Below are 24,729 nucleotides of genomic sequence, written 5' to 3'. Positions count from 1 at the left end.
TTATAGCTGTATGCATTCTGTAAATATTGAAAATCAAAATTTCTTTTGTTTTAAGAGAAAGAAAAAGCAAATCAGGACCTATTTGAATTTATATTTAGACCCTACAATAGTGTTCTGATCTTTAAATAATTCACAGTAGTAACTATTATTTCTTGACAACTGACTATGATTACCTATTTCGGCAATTTCTCCATCCTTGAAGCAAATTATTTTATCGACATTTTTTATAGTACTTTGTCTATGACTTATTAAGATGAATGTTTTATCTGGAAAAGTGTCGAATAAATTTGAGATAATCTTACTTTCTGTAATTGAATCAAGTGCAGAAGTTGCTTCATCTAAAATAATGATAGGCGAATCCTTTAAAATACATCTTGCAATTGCAATACGTTGTTTTTGCCCCCCTGAAAGTTTTGCGCCTTGGTCACCGATTATAGTGTCATATTTATGTTCCATAAGCTCAATTTGATCATGAATTAAGGTCAAGGAAGTAATAGCACGTATTCTTTTTTCATCCGCGGTATTACCGTACTTCAAATTGTCAATAATTCTTTCGTTAAATAGTAGTGTGTCCTGTGAAACCAGAGAAATTTGATTACGCCAACCATTGACCTCAATATGATTTAGAGGCAAACCATCAATAGTAATCATGCCTGAATCTGGTTCATAAAAATTACACAATAGATTTATTAATGTACTTTTACCACTTCCACTTTTTCCAACCAAGGCATATTTTTTACCTATTTCCAAATTCAATGTTAGACCATCAATTATGCTACGTTTATCATATTTAAAAACTATTTTATTAAAAGAAATCTTGTTTGTTGGTTTAAAAGCTTCTATTACCTTGCCTGAATTGGAATGAATTGGAGTATTTAGAAACTCCATTATTCTATTTATTGATACCGATGCACCAATTATTTCAACATACAATCCCATTATATCGCGTAAAGGGCCATAAAGGCGGTTTAGATATTGTAAGAAGGCAATTAAAATGCCCAAAGTCATTGAACCGTTAAGTACCTGTTTCCCTCCCCACCCGAAAACTAATATGGGAGATAATGCGATTAAAAAGGTTGACACGCTTCTCGTACCCGATGATAAAATGGTTGTTTTCAAATCAGTTTTAATGTATTCATCCTGAATATTATTAAATTTTTCCCTTTCGAATTTGTAGGCATTATAAATCTTGACAAGTTTAATACTTACAAAGCGCTCGGATAAATAGCTTAGGATAGCAGAGTCTTTTAATCTGTTTTTTTCGACTATTTTCTTGATTTTCGGTTGAAAATATCTAACATTTAAAAAGGTAAGAGGAAAAATTAAAGATGTAATTAAAAACAATTTCCAATTTAGAAAGCTTAACATTATGACTATAAAGATTATTGAAAATAAACTATCTATTAGTTTGATTAGGCTTTCGGTAATAGCGCTTTTTACATTATCTACTTCACTACTTATTCTATGGAGAATATCCCCAGATTTGTTCTGGCTGAAAAAATTCATGGGTAAACGGATTATATGAAGAAATAACTCGTTTCTTAAGGTTTTAACAATGCGGTTACTTACCCATGTATCTAAATAGTCAGAAAAAAAGGAAAGTACAATACGAATTACATAGATACCAACCAGTATTGATAATATCTCTACCAGAAATGCATAATCCTTGCTAGGGAATACCTCATCAATAATGACTTTTATAATATATGGAGATGCTAGGGAACAAGCAGTTGTAATTAATAGCAATAGTAATAAAAGTAGTTCCCACCCCCAGTAGGGTTTTAAATATTTGATTACAAAAGAAAAAGTATCATTCCTCTTCAAAATAGTGGATTTGATATATTAGGATAGCTTAATTAGAGGTGATTTGTTGTTTCAATTTCATACTTGCCGGTGAATAAGAATGTAATAGGTAATCACAAAATAGCTACTAAACAGCTTCTAAAATATATAGATTGTTTTCCCTTATTGAAATTGCCCAAATTTTAAACGCTCATAGAGCATTTCTTCCAATTAATTAATACAAGATTAATTTCGACCTAGCAATTTTATGGCTCTACAATTATATAGGTTTGATAGTATTGTTGCTATGGTCTCTCCTTCTTCTTCATTTTGATTAAGACAATTCGTTTTGAATATCTTTCCTGTATTTAATTCATCGATGGTTTTCAAAAGAACCTTTTCGTAAGGGAAAGTTAGCATATGTCCCCTGGCAAATACTTTCAAAAGTTTGTTATCCAAAACTGTATAAATCTTAAATGGTTCGACTAACTGAACACTGTTTTTAAGTACCATATCTGTATTTAGAATATTGTAATTGATTTCCTCTTCAAGTGTGGTAGTATTGGCGGACCATCCACAGTTACTCAATAACAGTAACATTTGGTTGTTATATGATTCTAGAAAATAATGCCTAAGTGGTTTATCCAAGGAATCCAGCGATAGATAATTCTCAATAAGATGAAATTTTTCTTTATAAGAATCATATTTGACTAATTCTGGAATAGATTCTTTTCCTTTTTCTAATTTATCAAACAGTTTAAAAAATAAATTTTCCGAAACGTACTTTGTAGTGTGGTTATCAAACCAAACAGATAGGCTTATGGAAAAGTCATCAGTTTTTGCAACATGAAATTTATCCCATGGCATAAAGTATATGCTTCCTGAATTCAAATTGAACTCTTTTGATTCTGACAATAGTGGTTGTACGTTAATGTTATTATGAGTACCCTTTAATTTTGCATACTCATCTTCATTCCAGTTATACATCACCTTTTCTCCTGGTCCCAAATGAAAATTAAAGAAATATGCGCCCATTGGATCTTGATGAATACCAAATGGGGTAAAACCATAATTACCTATGAAAATCCCTATGTGCATGCCATCCATTGGAATTCCAATTTGTGAAACCAAAGGCTCCATTATTAGAGACATTTTTTGCGTTAACGAATCAGAAAACTTATTCGCATGATTAATTACAAAACAAAATTTCTTATTTGGTAATATTCTGTCTGCCCAACTTTCTACATTCGTATCGTTTTCTGGCAAATTATTGAAAATCCTTTTTCTTATAAAATGGATATTTTTCTGCTCATTATCAACCCAAACTCTAAAACCATATTTTAAAGTCCTTTTCGAACAGATTTTACTAATTACTTCGAAGACCATATCTTCTAGTTCGGCCAAATCTTTTTTTGGCAGTACCTCTTCTTTTAAGAGAGAATCAGTTAGGTCATTACTTTCTTTTCGAAAAACTTTCCACCATTCATGTGTTAAGTTAAATTGTGCAGTAGATTTCATTTTAGTCCTTTTTTTAACTTAACTACAATTCCAAGGGGGCATCAGAGGCCATTTCCTCGTAATCATTTTCATGAAATATTTTGTCTATGGTATCAGGAAAAATGCTATCATCAAGGCTCGACAAGAATTGTTTAATTTTGTCATGTAATAATTTGTTATCATTTAATATTTCTAGAGGAACACTTTTTCTTACCTCCGGGATTGAATTCAAATTCGAGATAAGACTTTGTATTATATCAATCCATTTAATGGGTCTTAGTCCAATGGTTATATGATGCGAATTGGTTTTAACAGATGAAGCTTCGTGAGGAAAACCCCTAGGGATATATAGAACATCCCCTTTCTTTATTTCAGAATCAAAAATGATATCCTCACGCGGAGGATTTGACTTTGGTATTTCGGATTCCAACGGTAAAGGTTCTTTTGGTTTATAGATTTTCCATAATTTGCTACCCTCTAGTTGAATAATTACGACGTCGTGATTATCGTAGTGGATATTAAAACCCTTATTGTTCCGGGGTGTGATGTAAGCGTTGACACCTGTCAAAGCACAATTGATTGAGTGATTAAAAATCTCCTTTAGTATATTAATTGAAGGATGAAATAAATGAACATTATTAAATACTAGTGAGCCTCCATTAGCAAAATGCGGCTCTATCATTTTCTTTTTTACATAGATTGTGTTTACTCCACCACAATTGACTATCTCGGTGTATTCCTTGTAGTGCAGAGTTTTGCCGCTACTTACCAAACTTAAAGTTGGAAATCGCAAATCAGAATTTCTAATCAGTCCTTCAAAATATTCTTTATTTGGCAAATCGTCCAGCATTTCAAGAGCATTTCCACTTCCATAAAAGAATTCCTTCTCATACAATTCCATTAAAAATTTTTGAGGAGTGTAAGGAAAAAAAATCTTTTCGAATAGACGAACGAATTTGGCCTTGCCTTGATTTACATCTGGGATAGATTGAGTATCTGAATTATTCATTTTATTTGTTTTTTAATTAAAAAAAAGAATTTTGAAATTTGAAAGACTTATATCATTTGAGAGATACCAAGTAGACTTTACCCTTTTTATAGAGTATACAAAGGGTAAAAAAATCATTCAGATAAAGAGTTGAGTAAAATAGAAATACAAAAGCGTTGGTATCTAATTAATGGTTTTAAAAAAATTGATATTAGATTTAATTACCTGCTTTGAATTTTTTATTCTTAAGTGTGATTCACTAGAAGAGAATCCATTTTAAACTATTTAATTTTTCTTACCAAACCTAGCTTAAGCAAATCTTTGATTAATTGTATAATTTGACCCTGGGTCAATTCTTCGTCCGCAAAGTCTTTAACTAATTCAGAAACTCGAAGTTGCCGTTTTATAATTAGTCGTTCCAATATTGGTTTAGTTGTAAGGGAAAACTTCCATTGCCTATTTAGTATGTTGAAAATTACAAGGTCTCCTTTCGTTTGTAGAGCTTTTAATTGAATTCTTGAGCTGTTTATAACAATAATAGAATCAACTGGGAGAGTTTCACCGTCAAGTACATAAGGAAAGTTAAAATATGGCCTTTCCGGAGATTTAGCATCGGTAATCCCTATATATTTTTCCAAAGAGCTCTCATTGATATTTTTAGTTAAGACCTCCTTAATATTTTCTAACACTTCTAATTTTAATTCTCTTGTATGATAATTGTTTAAATCCGAATTAAAAATTGCATTTAAACTTAGTTCTCGAAGCACCCATTTTATATAATGTTCAACACGTCTATTGGTAAAACCGAAAGTTATATGTATGGTGGGGCCAATTGATTTGGCTTCGTGCCAATAACCTCTTGGCATATATAACAATTCTCCTTGGTTTAATACATTCGACCAAATTGGTTTTTCAAGATAATTAAAGCAATCCTTATTTTCGGTTGGGTTGTAAACAGTCCAGTCCTTTGAACCCAACACTTGCAGCACAAAGACATCATGATTATCCCAGTGCACATCAAATCCTTGTCCTTTTCCAAAACATGCGTAAAGATTTGCTTGTACTTTTTCATGAACGAGACTTTCTATTGCGTACACAAGGCCAGCAATATTTTCCATCAATTCTTCAACGGCATGAACAATTAATGTACAGCCATCATTCATTAATCTATTGATTCCAACGTTATTGAGATAGGCTATCTTTTGATTGGGATTCTTATTATCCGTTCTAAATGAGAAAATGGACTCGAAATCAATATCCTGTCCACCTTTGACAACTCTAACTTGATCTGTATAAAACCTTCTCCTACTAAGAATTTCATTTAAATCGTCCCAATTAAACGATAGGGCAAATTTTCTGTTGCTGTTTGAAAAATGAATAAACTCCTTTGATAAGTAGGAATTTTTAAATTTTTCAATATCAATCGGCTCTAACAAATTGGAAGTACTATACATCGATTCTGATTTAGGATTTCTTAAAAATGGTAATACTATCAATGATTTGGTTGGCCCAAATTTCATATTTTCCATTTTCCCATGAAGTAATTTGGTCGATGACCTCCAATCTATAACGATTACAATACTCCTTAACCATCATATCTGTCACTTCTGAACGCCATCCGAGTTTCTTCCTACCATTCTTGGAATGATGGATGAATCCAATCCCATTAGTTTTAAGTTTCTGTGATATTTGACGAAAATATTGTTCCATTACCGAAGGTGACATCTGGATAAATACATTCATTGAAAAGACAAAATCAATAGAATTATCTTGAAGAAAGTCAAGTGATTCTCCATCGTTTACGTGGTAATCAATATTAGAAAAATTTATAAATCTTTCCTTGCATATTTCTATACATCTTGGAACCAAATCAACAATAATTAGTCTGCTAGCCCGCGGTATAAGTTCTTTTGTCCATTCCCCTGCACCCGGCCCTATTTCAAGAATGGCTGAATCTTTTTTTAAGTGCTTGAGAAGTACAAAATCTATGAAACTTCTCTTCCAAAGAGGAGAAGGTATCCATTCGGCTCCAAATTTTGACCAGTCATAGGTGCTCCAAATCAAAAAATTATTTCTTATTGTATGCTCGAGCTGCAATTGATCATTTTTTTTCATAGCCTTTACTTTTTCTTGTACAGTATACTATTGAGAAGAATTTGTTAAGAAGAGAAATTGGATTTTAATATGACTATTTATTTCTGCTGAAAAGTAAGAGGGTCTGATCTTAATATTTCAATTGAAAGGTAGATTTTGTTGCTATGTCGGAACCTTGTGAGAATTCCTGCCAACTATTATCAAATAGTTGGAGTGTACATTTTGATTTATATTATACTAAATTAAAATCACAGCTTTTGAAAAATGGTAATGCTATCCACATCCTCTCCAGGCCATATCTCGTATTTACCATCCTCCCAAGATGTGATTTGATCCAATACTTTCAAGCCATTTGAATTGCAATATTCCTTCATAAGTTCATCGGTAACCCCTGATCTCCATCCTAACTTTGCGACCCCATTTTTTGAATGGTGAATAATTCCTATCCCACCGGAAGACAATTTCTTTGATAAATTCAACATGTACTTATTAACGTCCTCAGGTGAAATTTGTACAAACACGTCCATAGAGAATACTAAATCAACAACACCATCCTCGAGGAATTCCAAATTATTTCCTTCATTGACATAGTATTCAATTCCTTCAAAATTCTTGAACCTTTCCTTGCAAATTTCAATGCATCGAGGCACTATATCTACCAAAATTAGTCTATTTGACAGCGAAATAAGCTCTTTAGTCCATTCACCGGCACCCGGCCCAATTTCCAAAATAGTAGTATCATCCTTTATATGCGGAATTAATATGTTTTTAATAAAACTACTTTTCCAGCTTTGAGAGGGAATCCATTCTTGACCCAAATTAGACCAATCATAACTTCCCCAAATGAGGAAATTATTTCTTACACTATGCTCAGGCATTTTTTCTGACAATCTAGGAGCTGCCTCTTTCATTTTTTAGAGATTTATAATGATTAAAAAAATTGGATACGTAAAGACTATTAGTTTCTTAAGATTTTGCTCGGATTTACCCTACCGATATTATAAACGTTATAAGAAACACAGAATGAGGATAAAATTAAAATCAATAAACAAGGAAATAGAAATATGATTATTGATAAAGGAGTTTGATACGAATAGTTTGCTAACCATTCCTTACCAAAATAGATAACAAAGGGAAGTGAAATTAAAACAGCAAAAAGAATCAACTTAATGAATCTTATTGAATAATTTAAAACAACGTTGAATATTGAAGAACCATATACTTTTCGAATGCTTATATCTCGATCATACTGCTGCACAGCAAATGCACTAAAACTAAATAGACCCAATGAAGAGATAATAATTATAAATACTGAAGCCCAGCTAAAGACATCCTTTAGGAGGGCATCACTTTTGTACTGATACTTCACAATATCCGATAGGTTCTCATAATTGAAAGAATAATATGGACTAAACTGAACTAATTTGGATTTTAAGGCATCAAGTTCAGAATTAGAAATCTTATCTATGGTTTTAACAAATAAATATTCACATTCATCTGGGTCGAGTTGCATTATTACCGGCTCAATGGAATTATAGAGAGGCTTTATATTAAAGTCCTCCACAACACCGACTATATTACCCGTTTTCCCCCACATACTTAACTCTTGATTTAATGGATTCTCCCAGGGTAAGCGCTCTGCAGCAGCTTCGTTTATTATAAAACTATATAAGTCGCTACTGTTTTGGCTAAAATCTCTTCCCCTAGTAAATTTTAGGTCCAATGTTTTGGTAAAATCTTGGTCAACAAGTATCGGAGCAATTGAAAAACCATCATACTCCTTTCCCTTACCATTCCATGTGATATCACCCGTAGTTCCTGGGTCAAAATCAAAATCAAAAGCGGAATATCCAATTTCATCAATAAATGAAAGTGATTTTAGCTCTTGTTTTAATGGAGTCAAATTTGTATAGAGTCCTTCGTCCATTAGTAAAACAATTACATTTTCGAAATTAAAGCCAAGATCTTTATCGTAAAGTGCCTTCATTTGCCTACTAACAATAGTCGTAAATATTAGCAACCCTGTTGTTATAGAGAATTGTGCAACTAAGAGAAGTTCGTTGAAGCGTAATTTAGAATTCTTTACTTTCTTTTCATTCTTCAATGCAGTTATTGGTTTTACAGACCAAAAATGTATTGAAGGAAAAATACTGATTGCACCAGCCAATAGAATGGCAATAAATATGGTTAATATCAAAGGATAAATAAATCCATTGTATTGAGTGAATAGTGAGGCTCCTATTAGCGATTTAAAATCAGTGAATAATATGATTATTAGAATGGTCGATAAGATTAGGGAAAGCAATATGACAAGAACTGCATCCGAAAAAGAGGATAAAAATATTTTAAATTTACTTATACCAAGTATTCTTCTCATTCCTATTTCCTTCGTTCTTTTATAAGAAAGTGTAATTATAAGGTTTGAATAATTGACTATAGTAATAAGTAATATGAGAATAAGGACTATTATGGCCAGTCGAACATACTCAATCCTACCTCCGGTATTTATTCCATCGACAAATGTGTCGTATAAATGAATATCCTCAAATGACTGTAGATATGTACTATTCTTCCATTCTGGATTCATTTTTTGCACAAAGTCATTTATAGTCTCATTCAGAGCAGTTTTTTTTACTCCCTCGTTTGCAACGATAAAAGTTTGAAGCCAATTATTTTCCCATGAATCTGGGTATTTATTTCTTTTAATAAAAGCTTCCAATGGTAAAACAGCGTCAAATTGTAATGATGAATTAGAAGGTACATTTTCAAATACTCCAGTTATTTCATAATTAATATAGTCCTCAACAGTAAATATTCTTAGTGTTTTTCCTAAGGCCTCTCCTTCAAATAGTCTTTCAGAGAGACTTTTGGATATTGCGATTGAATTAATATTTTCCAATACTTGGTTGGTATTTCCCTCAATTATTGGAAACGACATAATATTGAAAAAGTTAGGACTTGCCGTAACTGCTTTAGTCTTATAAGCCATATCGTCATAGATGACATCCAGATCGTCTTCAATTGTAATCTGCAAAGTACCTTTTACATTGGCAACTTGATCAAGAGAGGAAGCTAAGGGATATGGTGTTGTCATATTAGTGCTTATCACTCCATCAGAGTTTTGACTGTTTAGAAGCACTTTAAATAAGCTGGATTTATTCACATGAAACTCATCGTAACTAGTCTCGTATAAAACCCAGGCAAGAATAAAAAAAGTTGAAGTAAGCCCAATGGTTAGCGCTAAAATATTGGTTGCAGCGAGAACCTTATATTTTTTGAAAATTCGATAACTGGTCAACAAAGGATTCATTTTTCAATTTTTTTATAAATACTTCTTAACTCTATTGATTATGGTATTAATTTCAAGAAAAAACTTGATATCTATATCATCGTCATCAAAGGAAATACTAAACTCATCTTCTAAGGTAGTAATTAATGTCAATGCTTGTATGGATTCACTTAGTATAATGTGCAGCTTATCATCGTATCCAAGTTCATGATTATCTTCGAATTCCTCTATGTCGAAAAAGTCATCAATTATCCTTTCCACCTTTTTTTGAATTATTCCTAACTTCATTCATCAGTAGTTTTGAACTTCATTGCAACGGTAAATCTCGAAACTTTGCATATTCTTGTTGGAATACTTCCCATATGTTCAATAGCACCATCGAAAATAACGAATCGACCGGCATGAGGCAGTATACTGTAAATAGTGTCCTTATTTTCATAAAACTTTGTCTCCCCTCCCCAGGTATAGTCCCATTGCTGATTTGCATAATATAATACCGTCACATCTTTTTCATCAATTTCGCAATCCCTGTGCGGATACTCTACGTCACCATAATGGCTCATGTTCACATAAGACCTGAGCAATCTATAATGATTCGATTTTAGTTTGTTCAATAATTTTAATCCCATCGAGCCAACAGCAGTATCCTTAACAAACTTCATAGGTTGAAAATCTACACTAAATATGGGGTACTCATCAGAATCGTCATCACGTTCATGTTTACGATATGATAAACCAATAATCAGGTTATAGAATTCCTCAATATCCTTTCTTTTTAATGAATTATCAATAACAAAGAGTTTTTTACCTTCGATTTCTTTTTCAGTAATCTTCATAGTGCTGTATTATTTTAGAAGTTCAAGTTTTTTTCAACTATTCTCATCATGGATTGGTAAGCTTTATTTGCTTTTTGGGAATCAAAAAAGTCCAATACATTTTGATAATTTGTTTCGTTGATAAAGTTTTCTGTAATTGATATGGTAGTTTCTAGGTTGTAAACCGTATGCCACCACATACTAGGGGTAAATACTACGTCACCCGGGTTTTGTATACAGTAGATTGGATCGGTCTTTGAAAAATTCGGATATTTTTCTAAATCAGGACTAAATGGATTTACTTGTCCATCATAAAGCTGAGACCCTTGATTTGGTTCATAAAACAACCAAAGCTTTTTACCTGAAATCAAACAGTTCCAGGCACTGGTTTTCCAAATATCCAAATGCAAGGCAGAATAAGTTCCTTTTGCTCCTATATAAACCCAAGACAGACTATGTTTTCTTTTTTCAACTGGAATTTCACCATACCAACAACTAAAATAATCAGGAACATCGTAGTCCCTTTCCATGGTGGTGTTTAAATGAAATTTACCATTGTTTAAATAATAAGGGATTTTATCGTCATTAGTTCTTGCATATTCAAAATATTGCCTGAGCGTGAATTTTTTAAATTCCGATTCTTCTTCAACCTTTCTTTCGCAAACTTCCATTTTGCCTTCACTTTTTTCAATCAAATAATCTTCCGTCCATCTTGATAATGCCCTCCAATTTTTTGAAATATCCTTAAGGACTATCGGAATGCCTTCAAATCCGTACTTTAGATTGAACTCATCTTTTGATGGCGTCCCTTCCACTACCTCCATATGATTCAATCCTTCTAGGTCGAATGGTAATTTCTTTACTTGATTTTGTTTCATTTGAATAAATTTTATTGCTGATTGGCCTGTTTTTTTCAATGAGTTGTAGAAAACGGAAGTGGCAATAAGTTTTAAATACATTAATGCCCGTATTGATTTCAAAAAAATGACAACCCAGACAAGGCTGTTTTAAGGAATCTTTGTGACTTGTTTATATTCCTTTGGTTCCTTTTCCGCCGTAAAAGCATTTTGAATAGAACTAAGAATAAAATCGTTATTGTTTTTATCCATTATATTAATGACTGGAGATTTCAGTTTTTTTTCCATTTGGTCCATCCTCTTCTTATAGTCATCCTTTGACATTAAACGATTATGGACCACATATTTTCCATTTTTTGTTTTGATAAACTCGGTTTGCCAAGGAGTCATGGCAAAGAACAAATTTTTAGCTCCACAAAAAGTTCGAATCGTCTGCAGAGTCCTATTGATGATTTTTTTTGTATCCGTTGGATTGATGCAGCATATAACATAATCTGGGTTAACGGCAATCAAATAATTTAGGGCAGACAGAATATATCCTGATTGCTGTTGATTATCTCTTGGAATAACTCCACCTTGGATACCTGTTAATATCAAATCTGGGGTATTAATATCCTGAATACATCTTAGGCCCTTTTCAAGAAATATTATCCAATTGGAATCAATTAAGTCTACAGTCGATTTGTACCCTATTGGAAATTCCAGATCAGATCCGAAAAGGAAGGACTGGGGTTCAGTGCCAACATGAGATATTTTATAGCCCTCGTTAGTTAAAATCTCCATTACTCTTAGTTGAGTGGTAAATTTTCCTTGTTTGCTACTAGTCCCTACAACAGATAATATGGGCGATGCCATTTTTGGTAGTCCAGGAATTCCCTGAATCTTTGTAAAAAGCTCCTCCGAAACTTCACTAAAATATATTTTGCCTTGATAAGATGGATTAATCTTCGGGATTTGATCTTGTATTAAATCATATGTAGTTTTATCCCAAACAATAAAATTCTTTGATTGCTCTATACATTTAGCAACGATTGCAATACTCATCAACAGATTGGCTTCAAAATCGTCATCCAGAATGTACCCTAAGACAATAGTATCAAAAGAATCAAATTCAGATTCATTCGGTATTCTTCTTACTATACGATGTTTGTTTTTTGATTTTTGATCTGAACCTAATCCTGAAAAAGATTTTGGGTAATCAAGATATAGAACAATCTCAAAACTACACAAATGTTCTTGTTCCATTATGGTTTTGAGTTCCTTTTCTGAAATGGGATATAAGGCAACTTTTCCGACAAATTTTGACTTGTTCTGAAATGAAAAATGCTCCTTTTTAAATCTTTCTATTTCATTCAAGGATTGGTTTTGTACCAAGAATTTATTTCCACCTTTAAAATGATTAAGATTTTGAACATCATTACTAGAATTCCTTTCAATTAACTTCTCCAATTCTAGATATGACATGCCTCGATTTTCTATAAGTGTACTTAAAATTCCACTAAAGTGGGCTGTAGCATAACTTGTCCCACTTGCTATTCGAAATGAACTATTGCGCCATGCTACCCTCTGAACGCTACCTTTAGCCAAAATATTAATAGCACTGTCTTTTATAAAGGAATATTGAGTTTTCCTTGTTACAAGACCGGTTCCAACTCCAAAGACAAAAGGAAAAAATGCCGGATAGCAGTTGGTGGAACTAAGATGGTATGCCGACGCTATTACGGCAATACCATTTTCAGATGCCTTCTTACAAGCGAGATACAGATCTTGAGGCGGGTCATCAGAGGGTACACCTAAACTTAAGTTAATGATCTCAATGTCATCCAAAGCTGTACAATAAGAAATTGCCTTGGCAATTAAGCTGGTTTTTACACCAGTTCCCGACGAAGTTATTTTTATGGATAACAATTCGGCTAAAGGGTTTATCCCATGAATTATGCCAGCTATTGCCGTACCATGGCCAGTTAAATCATCTGAATCATTATGTCCTATTTGATAGATACCCTCAGTACTTTCTGTGATGGTAATTTGACTAATAAGGCTATTCGCCAATCGAGGATGGTCAATCTGAACTCCTTGGTCGATTATTGCAACTCTATTCCTCATCTACACTTATTTTTGTTTCAAAAAAGCATGGTCGTTTCTATAATCATAGACTTCATCAATAATTCCTAGCAGATTCAAAAAATGTTTGTAATTTCCAAAACCTTGTCGAATACTTATTCCTGGGAATACGCGTTTTGAAAAATTCTCGGAATGATTGAAAAGCTTGTACCCTTCGGCAACTTCTATTACCAACTTCAAGATTTCAGAAATTATTGGATTTGAGATATTTACGATTCTTTCCTTATCCAATAAGATTTTTATGGTAGGAAGTTCATTCTCAACTAGAGTAACCGTTGGGACATACGACTTTAATATTTCTATTCTCTCTATAAAATAAAATAACCTTGGCTTTTCGCCTAAAATATTTGTTAGACCCTTCAAAAAAGAAATTATGCCGGATTGGGGCACTCCTATACCAATAACAAAAAATGATTTAAATGTACTTTCTACATCGATGAATGCTTTCTTGATTACAGCGTACTTTGATGAATTTAATTTTTTATCAAAAAAGTCAGTTTTACTTCGCAATTCATTTATACAATCTGTCGCTTCGGGAAGGGTTAAAAAATGATTGTTTCGTTCTAGCTTACCCCTCCAACTTATCAAGGCTTCTTCAGCCTTTGTACAGGCTTGTTCTTCCTTCAAGGTATCCCAACACAATTTTGAAAAAAGAAAAAGATTTGCGTTTGCCTTATTTAATTGTTTTAAACTATTACCCCTGAAATTTTTCAAGATTTCCAAATCATATCTTTTGTTAACAAGGCATATTGAAAAATTGTTTGGGTACGCACTATGAAACAAATCTGAAAATTCTTGTGTTCGACCAAACTCTCTTAACTCATTCCTTAGGCTTTCACTCAAATGTAAATTCGACATGAGGTTGAATCATTAGAACTTATTTGTTGGCATGGCCCTGCATCTCCTTAACTTCAAAAACCGGTCTTTCAATTGCATTTGGATCTCTTTCAAGTAATAGATATTGTTCCTTCAAGACTTTTTCGGTCCTTGTTTTCCAATATGTGCATGGTGGCTTTGTATTGTTTTCGGTCTGTACCGAGCATGAAAGCTGGTCGCACACTGGTATATATGGGCAATTATAACATTCTTCATGAACGTCAAAACGGTCATAGTTGACATATTTTTTGAACCTTTCAACATCGTATCCTTCCGAAACATGATGAATACTCAACTTATCGTCATGTATTGTTTCCCAACATTTGTGGATATTTCCTTCCGGGTCAATGACTATACCATAAGGTGATACCCATGTAGGACACTCCTTTTCTTGTGATGGCATTATAAACTTTAATTTCCCATTTTTTTTGTTATTCTTAAGGGCCCAATCATTATAGATTTTAAGTTGAATTGTTCTCAAGTCTTGAATTGCATCAAAGTACTCATCATATTGATATCTATCCATTGTATCCGTTTCTCCGGCTTCTTCATAAGTTCTTAACCACGCAGGGGAAATGGTTACTCGGTCATTCAATTTGGGCCAAATCCCATATGAGTCCAAATCTTCAAAGAATCTTTCGAATACAGCGGCGACTTTTCTATCTACATTCATCCTCAAGTTCAGTTCCATACCTTCAGGTATAAGCGAAAGGTTTTCAAGAATTTTTTCATAGTTTGGACCTTTTTTCCCTTTTAATGGTCTGCTCTTTTCGTGAATTTCCTTTGTTCCGTCTACTGTTACCTGCACTGTATTAACCTTGTGTTTTTTTAGGAAATTCCAAGTATCTAAATCCAGCAATAGTCCATTGGTTATAATATTGGAATGATAATCTATGTTATGTTTTGAGCAGAGATCAAGAATTTCAGGAGTTAAGGTTTCTATTACCTTCTTATTGATTAGTGGTTCACCTCCGTACCACGTAAGGTTAAAACGGGTCCATTCACCCACGGGTGCTTTTTGTATCATATCCTCTAGAAATCGGATAATTCCTTTAATGTTACCCTCATCTTTGAGTGTTTTGTTTGGTTTAACAAATTCAAAGCAATAGGGACAACCCATGTTACAAATGATAGTAGTGCCTATCGTTAAATTTATACTCGTCTTATCTAAATATTGATTTGCCCTTTCCCGTTGAGCTAAATAATTGTCATGAAATTCCTTTTTTTCATCGATTTTAGCATCGACTATAAATTTTTGATCATACAGATTATTAATTTCTTTTGTATAACCGTTGAAATCTTGTAATGGCATATTCCCTTGGGCTTTAAGATCTTGAAGCGTGCTACCGAGTTTATCATCTAAAATGGACAAGCCACCCGTTCTCGTATTGTATAACATAAACTCACTCCTCTCTTCTACAGGGAACAGAATACTATAATGACTTAATTTTACATTTTTCATAATTGAATTTTTTAAATTGTTCTGGAAGCAAATTGATAGACTGTGTAGATATTTCTTTAATGATGATACCTTAGCCTCAAAAAATAGCAAAGTCAGTTTCTTATTAAATAAAATACTGTATTGACCACTCCAATTCTATGGAATGCGATTTCAAGTCATTGGAATATTTTCAAAGACTTGAATATGAATTTTATAACCGGGTCGGATGATAAGCCTGCTTAATGACAATGAAAGCCATTAGTAAGGAATTATGAAATGGATTAATAACAGAAAAATTATCTGTAAACCAATTAGGGATAAACTGAAGCTAAATATACTTTAGCCATACGATGTATGGCGCTTTTAATAATTAAAATTTCCCTCGTTTTACAATAAAAGTTTAGGAGGAAAAACTTATATACAAGGAATTTCTGTTGAAAAAATATTCTCAACAGAAATCCCATAATTTCAGAAACTTCTTTTAACTTGATTTAGAATAAGATATCATCTTCATCAATAATGCTATTGTTTCTGCGACATGCAGCATTGTGCTCACCACATAAAAACTCTGCCTCCTGTAGCAAGCTTTCACTTGCTGTCGGCTTTACCAATTCTTTCAATCGGTTACTGTTGTCAACAACTTGACCTGCTTTTTTCGATACTTCTTTTTTCATGACTTATTAAATTAAGGTTAAACAATAAATTCAAAATAAAATATCATCTTCATCAATGATACTACCATTTCTTCGACAGCCAGCATTATGTTCTGTACACAAAAACTCTGCTTCTTGAAGTAAGCCTAAATCTTCACGATTTGGCTTTACCAACTCTTTTAGTCGATTGCTCTGGTCAATAATTTGACCCATAGGTTTTGATGTTTTTTTCATGACTTATTAATTTAAGGTTAAACAAACTATTTAAAATAAAATATCATCTTCATCGATAATACTGTTATTCCTACGACAGGCAACATTATGTTCCCCACATAAAAACTCTGCCTCCGCAATAAGACTTTGACTAGTATTATCGGGCTTGATTAATTCTTTTAAACGATTACTTTGATTTTCTAAATTCTTTTTTACTTTTTTCATTTTAAGAGATTTTATTTTTATTATTAACTGTTTACTCTAAAAACAATTATTTAAATTCCAAATGCTTATTCGTACTCTTGACTTCTTAATTCGCCAACATTCTTATAATTTGCATTAGCATGAGTTTGCCGTGAAATTTTTAATGCTTGCAATAATACCTTGTCATTATATGGGACTAAATCCGATACATTCTTAAGTTGGACCTTTACGTCTGGTGCTATACCTAGATTTTCAATTTTTTCACTCAATTTATCCTTTGGATTAATGCAGTTTACAGCAATTGTTGTATTTGATGGGAAATTAATGTCATATCTACTGGAAAGAGCGCCGTAGGTTTTTTCGTCTCCCACTATTATCGTATTCGGACGGTCATTGATAGCTGAAATAAATGATTCAGATCCACAAGCGGTCCTGGCATCTATCAATAAAATCAGCAATTGCTTATCCGGAAAAAAAAGTTTTGAATTTGGTTCCGTAATAAGGGTACTACCATCTTCGAATGAAGTAAACCTTTGGGGCGAATTAATAAATAATGAATGCATCCTCAGTGTAGCAATCTGTTCTCCTCCGCCATTGCCTCTTAAATCTAAGACAAAGGTGTCCGAATCAACTATTTTATCCCAAACATTGACCATTCGAGTGTGAACATCCAAGCCCCATGAATTAAGTTTTAGATATGAAATTGAATTGTTGTCGAAAAGCTTAAAATCGCCATGCTTTGGAATCTTAAAGTCCCTTGGTATTGTTGGGGGTCTATCGTAGTACATAACCAAGTTATATAACTCGTTATCTGAATTTTCTAAAAGTAGTAGGGTCGAATCATTGCTGGTCTTTTTAAGTAATGATTGAATGTCTTTTGAATCTTTTATTTTCTCAACCTGAAATTCATCAATCATTATCAAATTATCCCCCAATGAAGAATTTGCATAAATGGTATCTAAAATTGCAGCAATTTTAAAGTCATTATTAATTTCGACAAATCTTATAGGACCGGATTTAAAAACGGTATTATCTTTCCTGCAGTCTTTGGAAACCGATATCTTAAAATGTGGGTCATTAAATCTTACCTTGATAAAATCAGATAACTTATTAATAAATAAGCAGTATTCATCATTCTTTATTTCATTGATTAGGATGTCAAACGACAACTTAGTTTCTGATTTTTTTATGTTTCTCTCTATATAAAAGGGGTATTCTTCGATACATTTAGAAAGTAAACCCACAATTTGTCCTTTTTCCTTTTCTAGATTCCAATCTAGGGTTTCCAAATACACTCTGCCATCAATCTTGCCATAGATATGATCTGACGATGGTGTATGGATAACGGGATTCACATAATCCACCTTCATCTCTTCAAGTGTATGATTGAAACCTAAAAGGTCATCGAAAAATGGGTGGATAACTTCTTTACGAATGCTTTTTTCATTACCAATTAAGAAATAATCCACAATTAATTTTCCTTCTTTTGAGCCTACTGATTCTATATTTATTTCATCTATTGCCAATATAGTTTTAGTCAAACCATCTTTAATAGGTTGATTTTCAGAAAAGAGATTGAATTCACTCAATGATATAGTTCCCGGAAATTGAAATCCGCTATAATCGAAATTTGTTTTATAAACCAACCAATTATCTGTTAAACTATCATGAAGAGAAATTACCATAGAATTTACATCTTGTACAGATACCTTATAGTAAACTTGGGTGATATCAGACTCTGTCTTTATGGACTGATTCAATTTTTTACGCCATGTACTATTATTTTTTTCGGTATCATTATATACTTTTGGTAATCTAAATCCATTTTGAAAAGTCCTATCATAATATCCAAAGGCCGGGAAAGAAATTTGTTCATCAAAGATTACTTGGTCATCCCCTCTAATGGAGTATAATGTATCCACTAATGTTTCTTCAAAATAATAGGCACTCCAATCGGCATTTTGGCCAAATATGGCAAATCCATTACTCAGATTAAGTACGATATAAACCAGTAAATACTTTATGATATTCTTCATCTCTAGTAAACTAAGCTTCCTTTCATTTCAATTTCCAATGGGTAAATTTTGCTCAGGGCATCTATTAAATGCTTCTCTATGAACTCCCATTGATCCTTTGGGGTATAACCGCTAAACCTGGAACGGCAGATATCTATTAGACTGGGCCTTATATTATTTATATCCAAATAACCCACAAACCTTTCTATTTCTTCTTTTATCTCACTTTCGGTAAGTCTTTGGTTTTCAGTTTGCACACCCTCATAATCGTTGAATACATAGTAATATTTGCCCTCCCTTTTTAATGTTCCAATTTTACCAATATTTACATATCTCAATCTATGATAGCGGTCACTATTGAAGTTATCGTATTCAGATTTTGAAATCTCAACGAATAATTTTTCATTAAAATTTGGATTACCACTGCATGAAAAGAAATCCAAATCTATATCTAGGATAACATTCTGACAATCTCCTTGAATTTCGTGAGGCTCCAGCTTTAAGTAATTAAATCTTTTGGATGTCATATCCAATTTTCCATTGTCCTGAATCTCACCTAACATCAATTTTCTACCTTCGTCGTTATGAGATCCAATGAATAAATCAAAATTTTTTGCTGATCTTTTGCGGTGCTTTCTTTTAATCCAATAGACGTTATCAAATATGCCCATATAAACAGCCGGGGTGATAAAACCAGCAATGGCAACTTCTTCGTCGGTAAAATCATCAACTTTTTGTAAGTCACCATTTAAGTCGTTTATGGATGTATTAAAAAAAGGAACATTCATGTCAGAATGCTCATCGATGTGAAAAAGACAATTGCCCTCTTTTTTTATATATCCCTCCTTAATTGCATAATGCCACACGAAAAAAGCTTCGTTGTGTTCTTCTACTATAATCGTCTTGATTGCATTATCCATAGCGTAAATGTCCTAACTAGTTGTATATGAGACAATACCTGTTTATTGTCATGCGTTCCGTTTTATTGACTTAAACTACTTTTTTTGAACATAAAGTTTTTCTGAGCCTGGAATAGCCCAGGTGTCATATTAATGATTCTATCGAAACATTCAATGAATCGTTTTTCATTGGTGAAACCAGATGAATAAGCGATTTCCTTTATAGAAAATGTTTCTAACTCAATTAGTTTAAGGGAATGGAATACCTTAAAGTACATCAACAACTTTTTAGGGCTGTACAGGTCATATTTTTTGAACTCCCTTATTAAAGTACTTTCATGAATACGCATCCTATTTGCAATTTCCTGTGTACTTTTTATTTGTATATAATCCTTTTCAATAATTTTCAATCCCTCAACTGCCATTTGTGAAAGACCACTTTTTTTTATTCCGAAATCTTTTAAAGTGATGCGTGTCCTTTGAAAATTAATTTGATCTAAGACATTTACAATTCCTCCAAGTTCACTTACATGCAATACTTTATCTATACCCTTTTTGCCACACAATCTTGCGAAATCAAAAAATTTCTCCTTAAGAACGATTAGAACAAATAGATTTTTAAAAGTTGATTTTAGTTCAAAAATTTCATTTGCCAAATCGCTCTTATCGGCCAAAGCAGCGATTAAGACCATAGATGAATTGTACTGCCCTTGGCCAATTTTTCCTTTAATAAGAGATAAGTCCTCAATCCTTGTTTCAACAGGAATATATTCTTGGACAATCTTGCTTAAAAGACTATTTCCACAGATGAATATTTTTTTTGGTATCAAAATATTTCTCTTAAATAATGAAGGCTTTGGGGTTTCTCTTTCTACTTTTGAATAAGGTAGTTCCCTAATACGAGGCAATCCAACTCACAATTGAAAAAAAACTCTATAGCATCCAAAGGGGTTTCTACTATGGGCATACCTTTGCAATTAAAAGAAGTATTAAGTAGTAAAGGGAGTCCAGTAACTTTTTCAAACTCTTTAAGTAAATTATAGAATTTATGGTGTTGGGACTTTCTTACCGTCTGTACTCTACTTGATAGATCGATATGTATTACAGATTTAAGTTGGGGTATCCACTCATCTTTAATTTTATCAATCAAAATCATGTAGGGACTTTGAAACCCATTCTCAAAATAGGTATTTACCTCTTCTTCGATTATCGAGGGAGCAAAAGGTCTGAAGTCCTCCCTAAATTTAATCTTTGAATTAATGTAATTATCCACGTTTGGTGTCCTTGGATCGGCTAAAATACTTCTCCTACCCAATGCTCTTGGACCAAATTCGGACTCATCTTGAAACCAACCGATGATCTTGCCTTGACTCAATAATTTTGCCGTCTGCTTTATCAAATCCGCATCATTGCAAAAAATAGGAGGGTTTTGAGCTGTACTGTGCTGGTCGGATATTAGTTTAAACGCCTTAATTAGTCCAAAAATATCAACATTACTAAATAATGTTTGTAACATGAAATGATTATCTATCGATATCTCCGGCGTATCAAGTAATTTTTTGCAGAATATTATTCCTGAGCTGAATAACCCTGGAGAGTATAAAAAATCAAAGAAATCCTTGATTTTGCAACTAAGTGTGGCTGATGGGTTTTGAACGAATGTAGAATGGATTGAAATCCCACTAGATTGGACAAAAATGTAATAATTTTTTATGTCATCAAAATTGAGTTTAATCCAATAGGGTGCGCGTATCTGCAAGGTTTTTTTGAAATATAACGGCAATAAATACAAAAAACCTTCGATGAGTTTAGTTGAGTCACTTTTCTTTTTTTCAAACAAAGCAATTGACTCTGAAATCTCTTTATTGGAATACACTTTCCCAAAGCAAGTAGATTGATCATGTAATTCTCTTTTGTTGTCCAATACACTTAACCATCCGTAGTAAGCACAACCAAGAGCAATTCCATTGTCACCAGCAGCAGGTTGCATGAATAAGTTCTTAACTTCAGTTTTATTAAGTATTTGAGCATTGGCCACTGCGTTTAAAGCAACTCCACCGGCATAACCTATATTGCTTTTGAATCCCATAGATAGCCTACTTTCAAATAAATACAAAATTGCTCGTTCCAGCTCCTTTTGTGTCCAATAAGCAATATCTGCGTAATATTGAAAATTCTCCTTAAACTGTTTAAAGGACCGAACAGGATTTAAGAATTGATGCATCCAATCATATTCTACGAATACTCGGTTGTCTTCGAGTCTAAAAATTTGATCTGTGAAGACTCCCTCTTTTCCATATGGACTTAGTCCCATTAGCTTTCCGGTATCACTAGTACTGCCGAAGCAATATCTACTTACAGCTGAATAAATCCCACCTATTGAATGTTTTGTCGAGTTAGGATGCATGGGATATAACTTTTCCTCGTATCCGAATTCGGAAAAATCTTTGAATAGTGTTGTCAAGGATCCATTTTCATAACTATAATAGCTATCCTTCTCCGCAAATAAATGATCCAATCCACATGTTATAAAATTCGTTGGAGACCCATACGGATTTAAATCCAAACAGTCATCAAATTGAGAACCACAACCATCACTAACCAAAATATTAAAATTGTCAAAGGGGCAGGTACCTATTACACTATAACAATGTGCTAGATGATGAGATATTGTAAATACTTTATCATTCATATCATCCGTGACTAGTCTATCTCCTTTATAATAAGAATTACCGTACTCAAACATGCCAAAATTGGCATTCTGGACAATGACATCAACATCCTTTAAGCTTATACCCTCCGCATCCAAGCAATATTTCATTGTTAACTTATCATTTCCCCCGTCATGTTTCACTCTTGTAATTCTTTCTTTTTCAATGGCGACAACGACTTTTCCGTCCTTTATAAGGCAAGAGGAACCATCGTGGGATAAATTGGTTCCTAATACATACTTATGTTTCTTGGGCATACGTGCAAAACATTATTTAGCGTAAAACAATTTTTTCCTATTTTATCTGTTTTCCTCTTCCGTATCTTATTTTTGGAATCTTGGTTTAACATCGATAATCCATTATTGGTTCATGACCATAAAATTATTGTGACTAGGCACTACTTCAAAAAATGGAAGCTCCACTATTGGTATAATCGATTTTTTAAGATTTTCAATTCCAAAGTGGTTGTCACCTCAGTTCAGTAAATGCCAGTTGGAATTACTTTTGTTACTTCATTGGACATTCCACCTTTCTTTTCTATGTTAAAACTTCTTCCAAATGGTGGAGGGGTACAGTGGCCATGATATTTTGTCTTAGCGAGTTGATTTGCACAAAAATTTTACCGTAATTATCCGCCTTTAGCACCTCACACTCCAACCCTTTCAATGGTCCGAATAAAATTTTTTTGTAATCACCGATTTTTGGCATTTTTACCCCCGTTTCAATATTGGTTATTTCCTTATCACCTATTAAAAGGCGAATATGCTCAATTTCCTTTTCCCTTACGGTTGCATATTCATTTCCAAAACGAATGTAGGCACATGCTCCATCTATTGACAAAGCTTTGTAGAATTCCAGGGAGGATTTGATATAGACAAAAACATAACTAGAAAATAACGGTTTATGGACCGCTTTTTTCCTATCCTTCCATTGGTTAATCACTTTTATCCTAGGTAGAAAGGCCTTCAATGAGATTTCTTCAAGTGAATCGAAAACCTTTTTCTCCCATCGTGATTTAACATACAATACATGCCATCCTGATTGATTAGTGTTCATATCGATTTAATTTAGATATATAACAGATATCACTGCTAGTAGGTTAATTGTAGAATTTGGTAAACTATAGACTATAAGAAATAATTAATTCTTTTAATCCATAGGGTAAAATATCTAGACGGTGTTTGACGTGTAATAAATAGATAGGGCTACGCCACTTCGACTTACATCGAGATATTTACTGAACTAAATTCGGGGCATTATTCAATAGTAAGAAAAATCTTCCAATGTTATTGAGGGTATTCCCCTCAATATTTATTGTGTTAGAGCTTAACTGTAAAGAACTTATAAAAAATGGTTCTGTTTCCCTTTATTACGTCACATAATATAAACTATTGATGGATTTTCCCTCAATTTAAGTAGATTATTACCTATTTATATCTAAACAAGTTATCTTAATGTTTTAAATAAGAATTAGTTAGTGATTGTAACAAGGCGATTTTATTAATATATATAAGATAGGTCTAACTATTGTTGATTAAGAATATTAGTATCCCCCCAATCTAACACATTAATTTAACCATTTTGACACCAAAAGCATCAATATTGGTAATAGATGATCATCCCATTACGATAACGGGGTACAAAACATGCTTGGAAGATTCTGGACTATCCCTCCATATTGATGGTGCTTGTAATTGTGATGAGGCTATTAATAAATTAAATAACACTAAATCGAATTTCTTTAAGATGGTATTTTTAGACATAAAATTACCTTCTTCAAAAACATCAAAGATTACTGGAGGTGAAGATTTAGGTCTTTTTATAAGGAAGCAATTCCCAGAAACAAAAATAATAGTTCACACTTCATTAAGGGATGAACAGCGGATAACTAACATTATAAAATCTTTAAGCCCAGAAGGGTTTCTAATAAAGTCTGATTTGTCCATTAAAATTTTGAGCGATTCTGTTATTACGGTACTAGAAGGTAACAAATATTATAGTGATTCAGTAAGGAATTTGTCCAAACAAAGTACTTCCTACGATGACTTTTTCGTTGATTCATTGGATATGCAAATCATTTATTTTCTATCCAAAGGAGAACTGACAAAAAATTTACCTCGGCTGGTCCCCTTATCAATGGCTACCATAGAACGGAGGAAAAAAAGATTGAAAACAGTATTCGGCATTCCATATGGTAGCGATAAACAATTGTTAGATGTTGCCCGTGAAAAAGGCTATATACTTTAACAAACCGTTGGTGAAATATCAAAA

22 protein-coding genes are annotated in these 24,729 nt (G+C 32.9%); 1 reads left to right on the top strand and 21 read right to left on the bottom strand.

Annotation, left to right across the window (positions count from 1 at the left end; all coding sequences use genetic code 11):
• Window positions 1-78: 78 nt before the first annotated feature.
• The 21 genes from F0361_RS16560 to F0361_RS16465 all read right to left on the bottom strand — a co-directional run bounded on the left by F0361_RS16560 (window position 79) and on the right by F0361_RS16465 (window position 23,514).
• Window positions 79-1,824, bottom strand: a complete 1,746-nt coding sequence (locus F0361_RS16560; RefSeq protein ID WP_154920473.1) for an ABC transporter ATP-binding protein — start codon at window positions 1,822-1,824, stop codon at window positions 79-81.
• A gap of 204 nt (window positions 1,825-2,028) precedes the next feature.
• A complete protein-coding gene (locus tag F0361_RS16555; protein ID WP_154920471.1) occupies window positions 2,029-3,300 on the bottom strand; it encodes a hypothetical protein in 1,272 nt (423 codons plus the stop codon).
• Between the two features lie 22 nt (window positions 3,301-3,322).
• Complete coding sequence (locus F0361_RS16550; protein ID WP_154920469.1) at window positions 3,323-4,288, bottom strand: JmjC domain-containing protein; 966 nt, start codon at window positions 4,286-4,288, stop codon at window positions 3,323-3,325.
• 260 nt (window positions 4,289-4,548) lie between these two features.
• The gene (locus F0361_RS16545) at window positions 4,549-5,796 is read right to left on the bottom strand and encodes a JmjC domain-containing protein (RefSeq protein ID WP_154920467.1); all 1,248 of its coding nucleotides are present in this window, start codon (window positions 5,794-5,796) and stop codon (window positions 4,549-4,551) included.
• Window positions 5,732-6,382 carry a class I SAM-dependent methyltransferase gene (locus F0361_RS16540; RefSeq protein WP_154920465.1) on the bottom strand — a complete coding sequence of 217 codons (651 nt, stop codon included), beginning with the start codon at window positions 6,380-6,382 and terminating at the stop codon, window positions 5,732-5,734. The genes F0361_RS16545 and F0361_RS16540 overlap by 65 nt, the downstream gene beginning before the upstream one ends.
• 227 nt (window positions 6,383-6,609) lie before the next feature.
• Entirely contained in the window at window positions 6,610-7,272 is a 663-nt protein-coding gene (locus F0361_RS16535; protein ID WP_154920463.1) for a class I SAM-dependent methyltransferase, read from the bottom strand.
• A 47-nt stretch (window positions 7,273-7,319) separates the two neighbouring features.
• The gene (locus tag F0361_RS16530) at window positions 7,320-9,671 is read right to left on the bottom strand and encodes an ABC transporter permease (protein WP_154920461.1); all 2,352 of its coding nucleotides are present in this window, start codon (window positions 9,669-9,671) and stop codon (window positions 7,320-7,322) included.
• Window positions 9,672-9,683: 12 nt separating this feature from the next.
• A complete protein-coding gene (locus tag F0361_RS16525) occupies window positions 9,684-9,938 on the bottom strand; it encodes a hypothetical protein (protein ID WP_154920459.1) in 255 nt (84 codons plus the stop codon).
• Window positions 9,935-10,486 carry a FlmC family 2OG-Fe(II) oxygenase gene (locus tag F0361_RS16520; RefSeq protein ID WP_154920457.1) on the bottom strand — a complete coding sequence of 184 codons (552 nt, stop codon included), beginning with the start codon at window positions 10,484-10,486 and terminating at the stop codon, window positions 9,935-9,937. The genes F0361_RS16525 and F0361_RS16520 overlap by 4 nt, the downstream gene beginning before the upstream one ends.
• Before the next feature lie 14 nt (window positions 10,487-10,500).
• Window positions 10,501-11,424 (bottom strand): cupin-like domain-containing protein, encoded by a 924-nt coding sequence (locus F0361_RS16515; protein ID WP_154920455.1) that lies wholly within the window; start codon window positions 11,422-11,424, stop codon window positions 10,501-10,503.
• Between the two features lie 48 nt (window positions 11,425-11,472).
• A complete protein-coding gene (locus F0361_RS16510) occupies window positions 11,473-13,428 on the bottom strand; it encodes a S8 family peptidase (protein WP_154920453.1) in 1,956 nt (651 codons plus the stop codon).
• A gap of 6 nt (window positions 13,429-13,434) precedes the next feature.
• Entirely contained in the window at window positions 13,435-14,169 is a 735-nt protein-coding gene (locus tag F0361_RS16505; RefSeq protein WP_154920451.1) for a hypothetical protein, read from the bottom strand.
• 154 nt (window positions 14,170-14,323) lie between these two features.
• Complete coding sequence (locus F0361_RS16500) at window positions 14,324-15,784, bottom strand: radical SAM/SPASM domain-containing protein (protein ID WP_154920450.1); 1,461 nt, start codon at window positions 15,782-15,784, stop codon at window positions 14,324-14,326.
• A gap of 470 nt (window positions 15,785-16,254) precedes the next feature.
• Window positions 16,255-16,437, bottom strand: a complete 183-nt coding sequence (locus tag F0361_RS16495; RefSeq protein ID WP_154920448.1) for a FlmA family RiPP peptide — start codon at window positions 16,435-16,437, stop codon at window positions 16,255-16,257.
• Between the two features lie 30 nt (window positions 16,438-16,467).
• Window positions 16,468-16,650: a FlmA family RiPP peptide gene (locus F0361_RS16490; protein ID WP_154920446.1), complete on the bottom strand. Its 183-nt coding sequence runs from the start codon at window positions 16,648-16,650 to the stop codon at window positions 16,468-16,470.
• A 30-nt stretch (window positions 16,651-16,680) separates the two neighbouring features.
• Window positions 16,681-16,854 (bottom strand): FlmA family RiPP peptide, encoded by a 174-nt coding sequence (locus F0361_RS18755; RefSeq protein WP_161598257.1) that lies wholly within the window; start codon window positions 16,852-16,854, stop codon window positions 16,681-16,683.
• Window positions 16,855-16,919: 65 nt separating this feature from the next.
• Window positions 16,920-18,869 (bottom strand): S41 family peptidase, encoded by a 1,950-nt coding sequence (locus F0361_RS16485; protein WP_154920444.1) that lies wholly within the window; start codon window positions 18,867-18,869, stop codon window positions 16,920-16,922.
• A gap of 2 nt (window positions 18,870-18,871) precedes the next feature.
• Entirely contained in the window at window positions 18,872-19,768 is an 897-nt protein-coding gene (locus F0361_RS16480) for a peptide arginase, FlmR/OhkR family (protein ID WP_154920442.1), read from the bottom strand.
• 62 nt (window positions 19,769-19,830) lie between these two features.
• Complete coding sequence (locus F0361_RS16475) at window positions 19,831-20,655, bottom strand: helix-turn-helix domain-containing protein (RefSeq protein ID WP_154920440.1); 825 nt, start codon at window positions 20,653-20,655, stop codon at window positions 19,831-19,833.
• A complete protein-coding gene (locus tag F0361_RS16470; protein ID WP_154920438.1) occupies window positions 20,619-22,715 on the bottom strand; it encodes a carbamoyltransferase C-terminal domain-containing protein in 2,097 nt (698 codons plus the stop codon). The genes F0361_RS16475 and F0361_RS16470 overlap by 37 nt, the downstream gene beginning before the upstream one ends.
• Before the next feature lie 280 nt (window positions 22,716-22,995).
• Complete coding sequence (locus F0361_RS16465; protein ID WP_154920436.1) at window positions 22,996-23,514, bottom strand: UpxY family transcription antiterminator; 519 nt, start codon at window positions 23,512-23,514, stop codon at window positions 22,996-22,998.
• A gap of 525 nt (window positions 23,515-24,039) precedes the next feature.
• Here F0361_RS16465 and F0361_RS16460 point away from each other — a divergent pair.
• The gene (locus tag F0361_RS16460) at window positions 24,040-24,705 is read left to right on the top strand and encodes a response regulator (RefSeq protein ID WP_161598256.1); all 666 of its coding nucleotides are present in this window, start codon (window positions 24,040-24,042) and stop codon (window positions 24,703-24,705) included.
• The last annotated feature ends 24 nt before the right edge of the window (window positions 24,706-24,729 follow it).

It is taken from the genome of Maribacter flavus (assembly GCF_008386635.1).
Taxonomy (GTDB): domain Bacteria; phylum Bacteroidota; class Bacteroidia; order Flavobacteriales; family Flavobacteriaceae; genus Maribacter; species Maribacter flavus.
The sequence above is the reverse complement of the archived record's forward strand: the minus strand, read 5'-3'. Positions and strand labels throughout refer to the sequence as shown.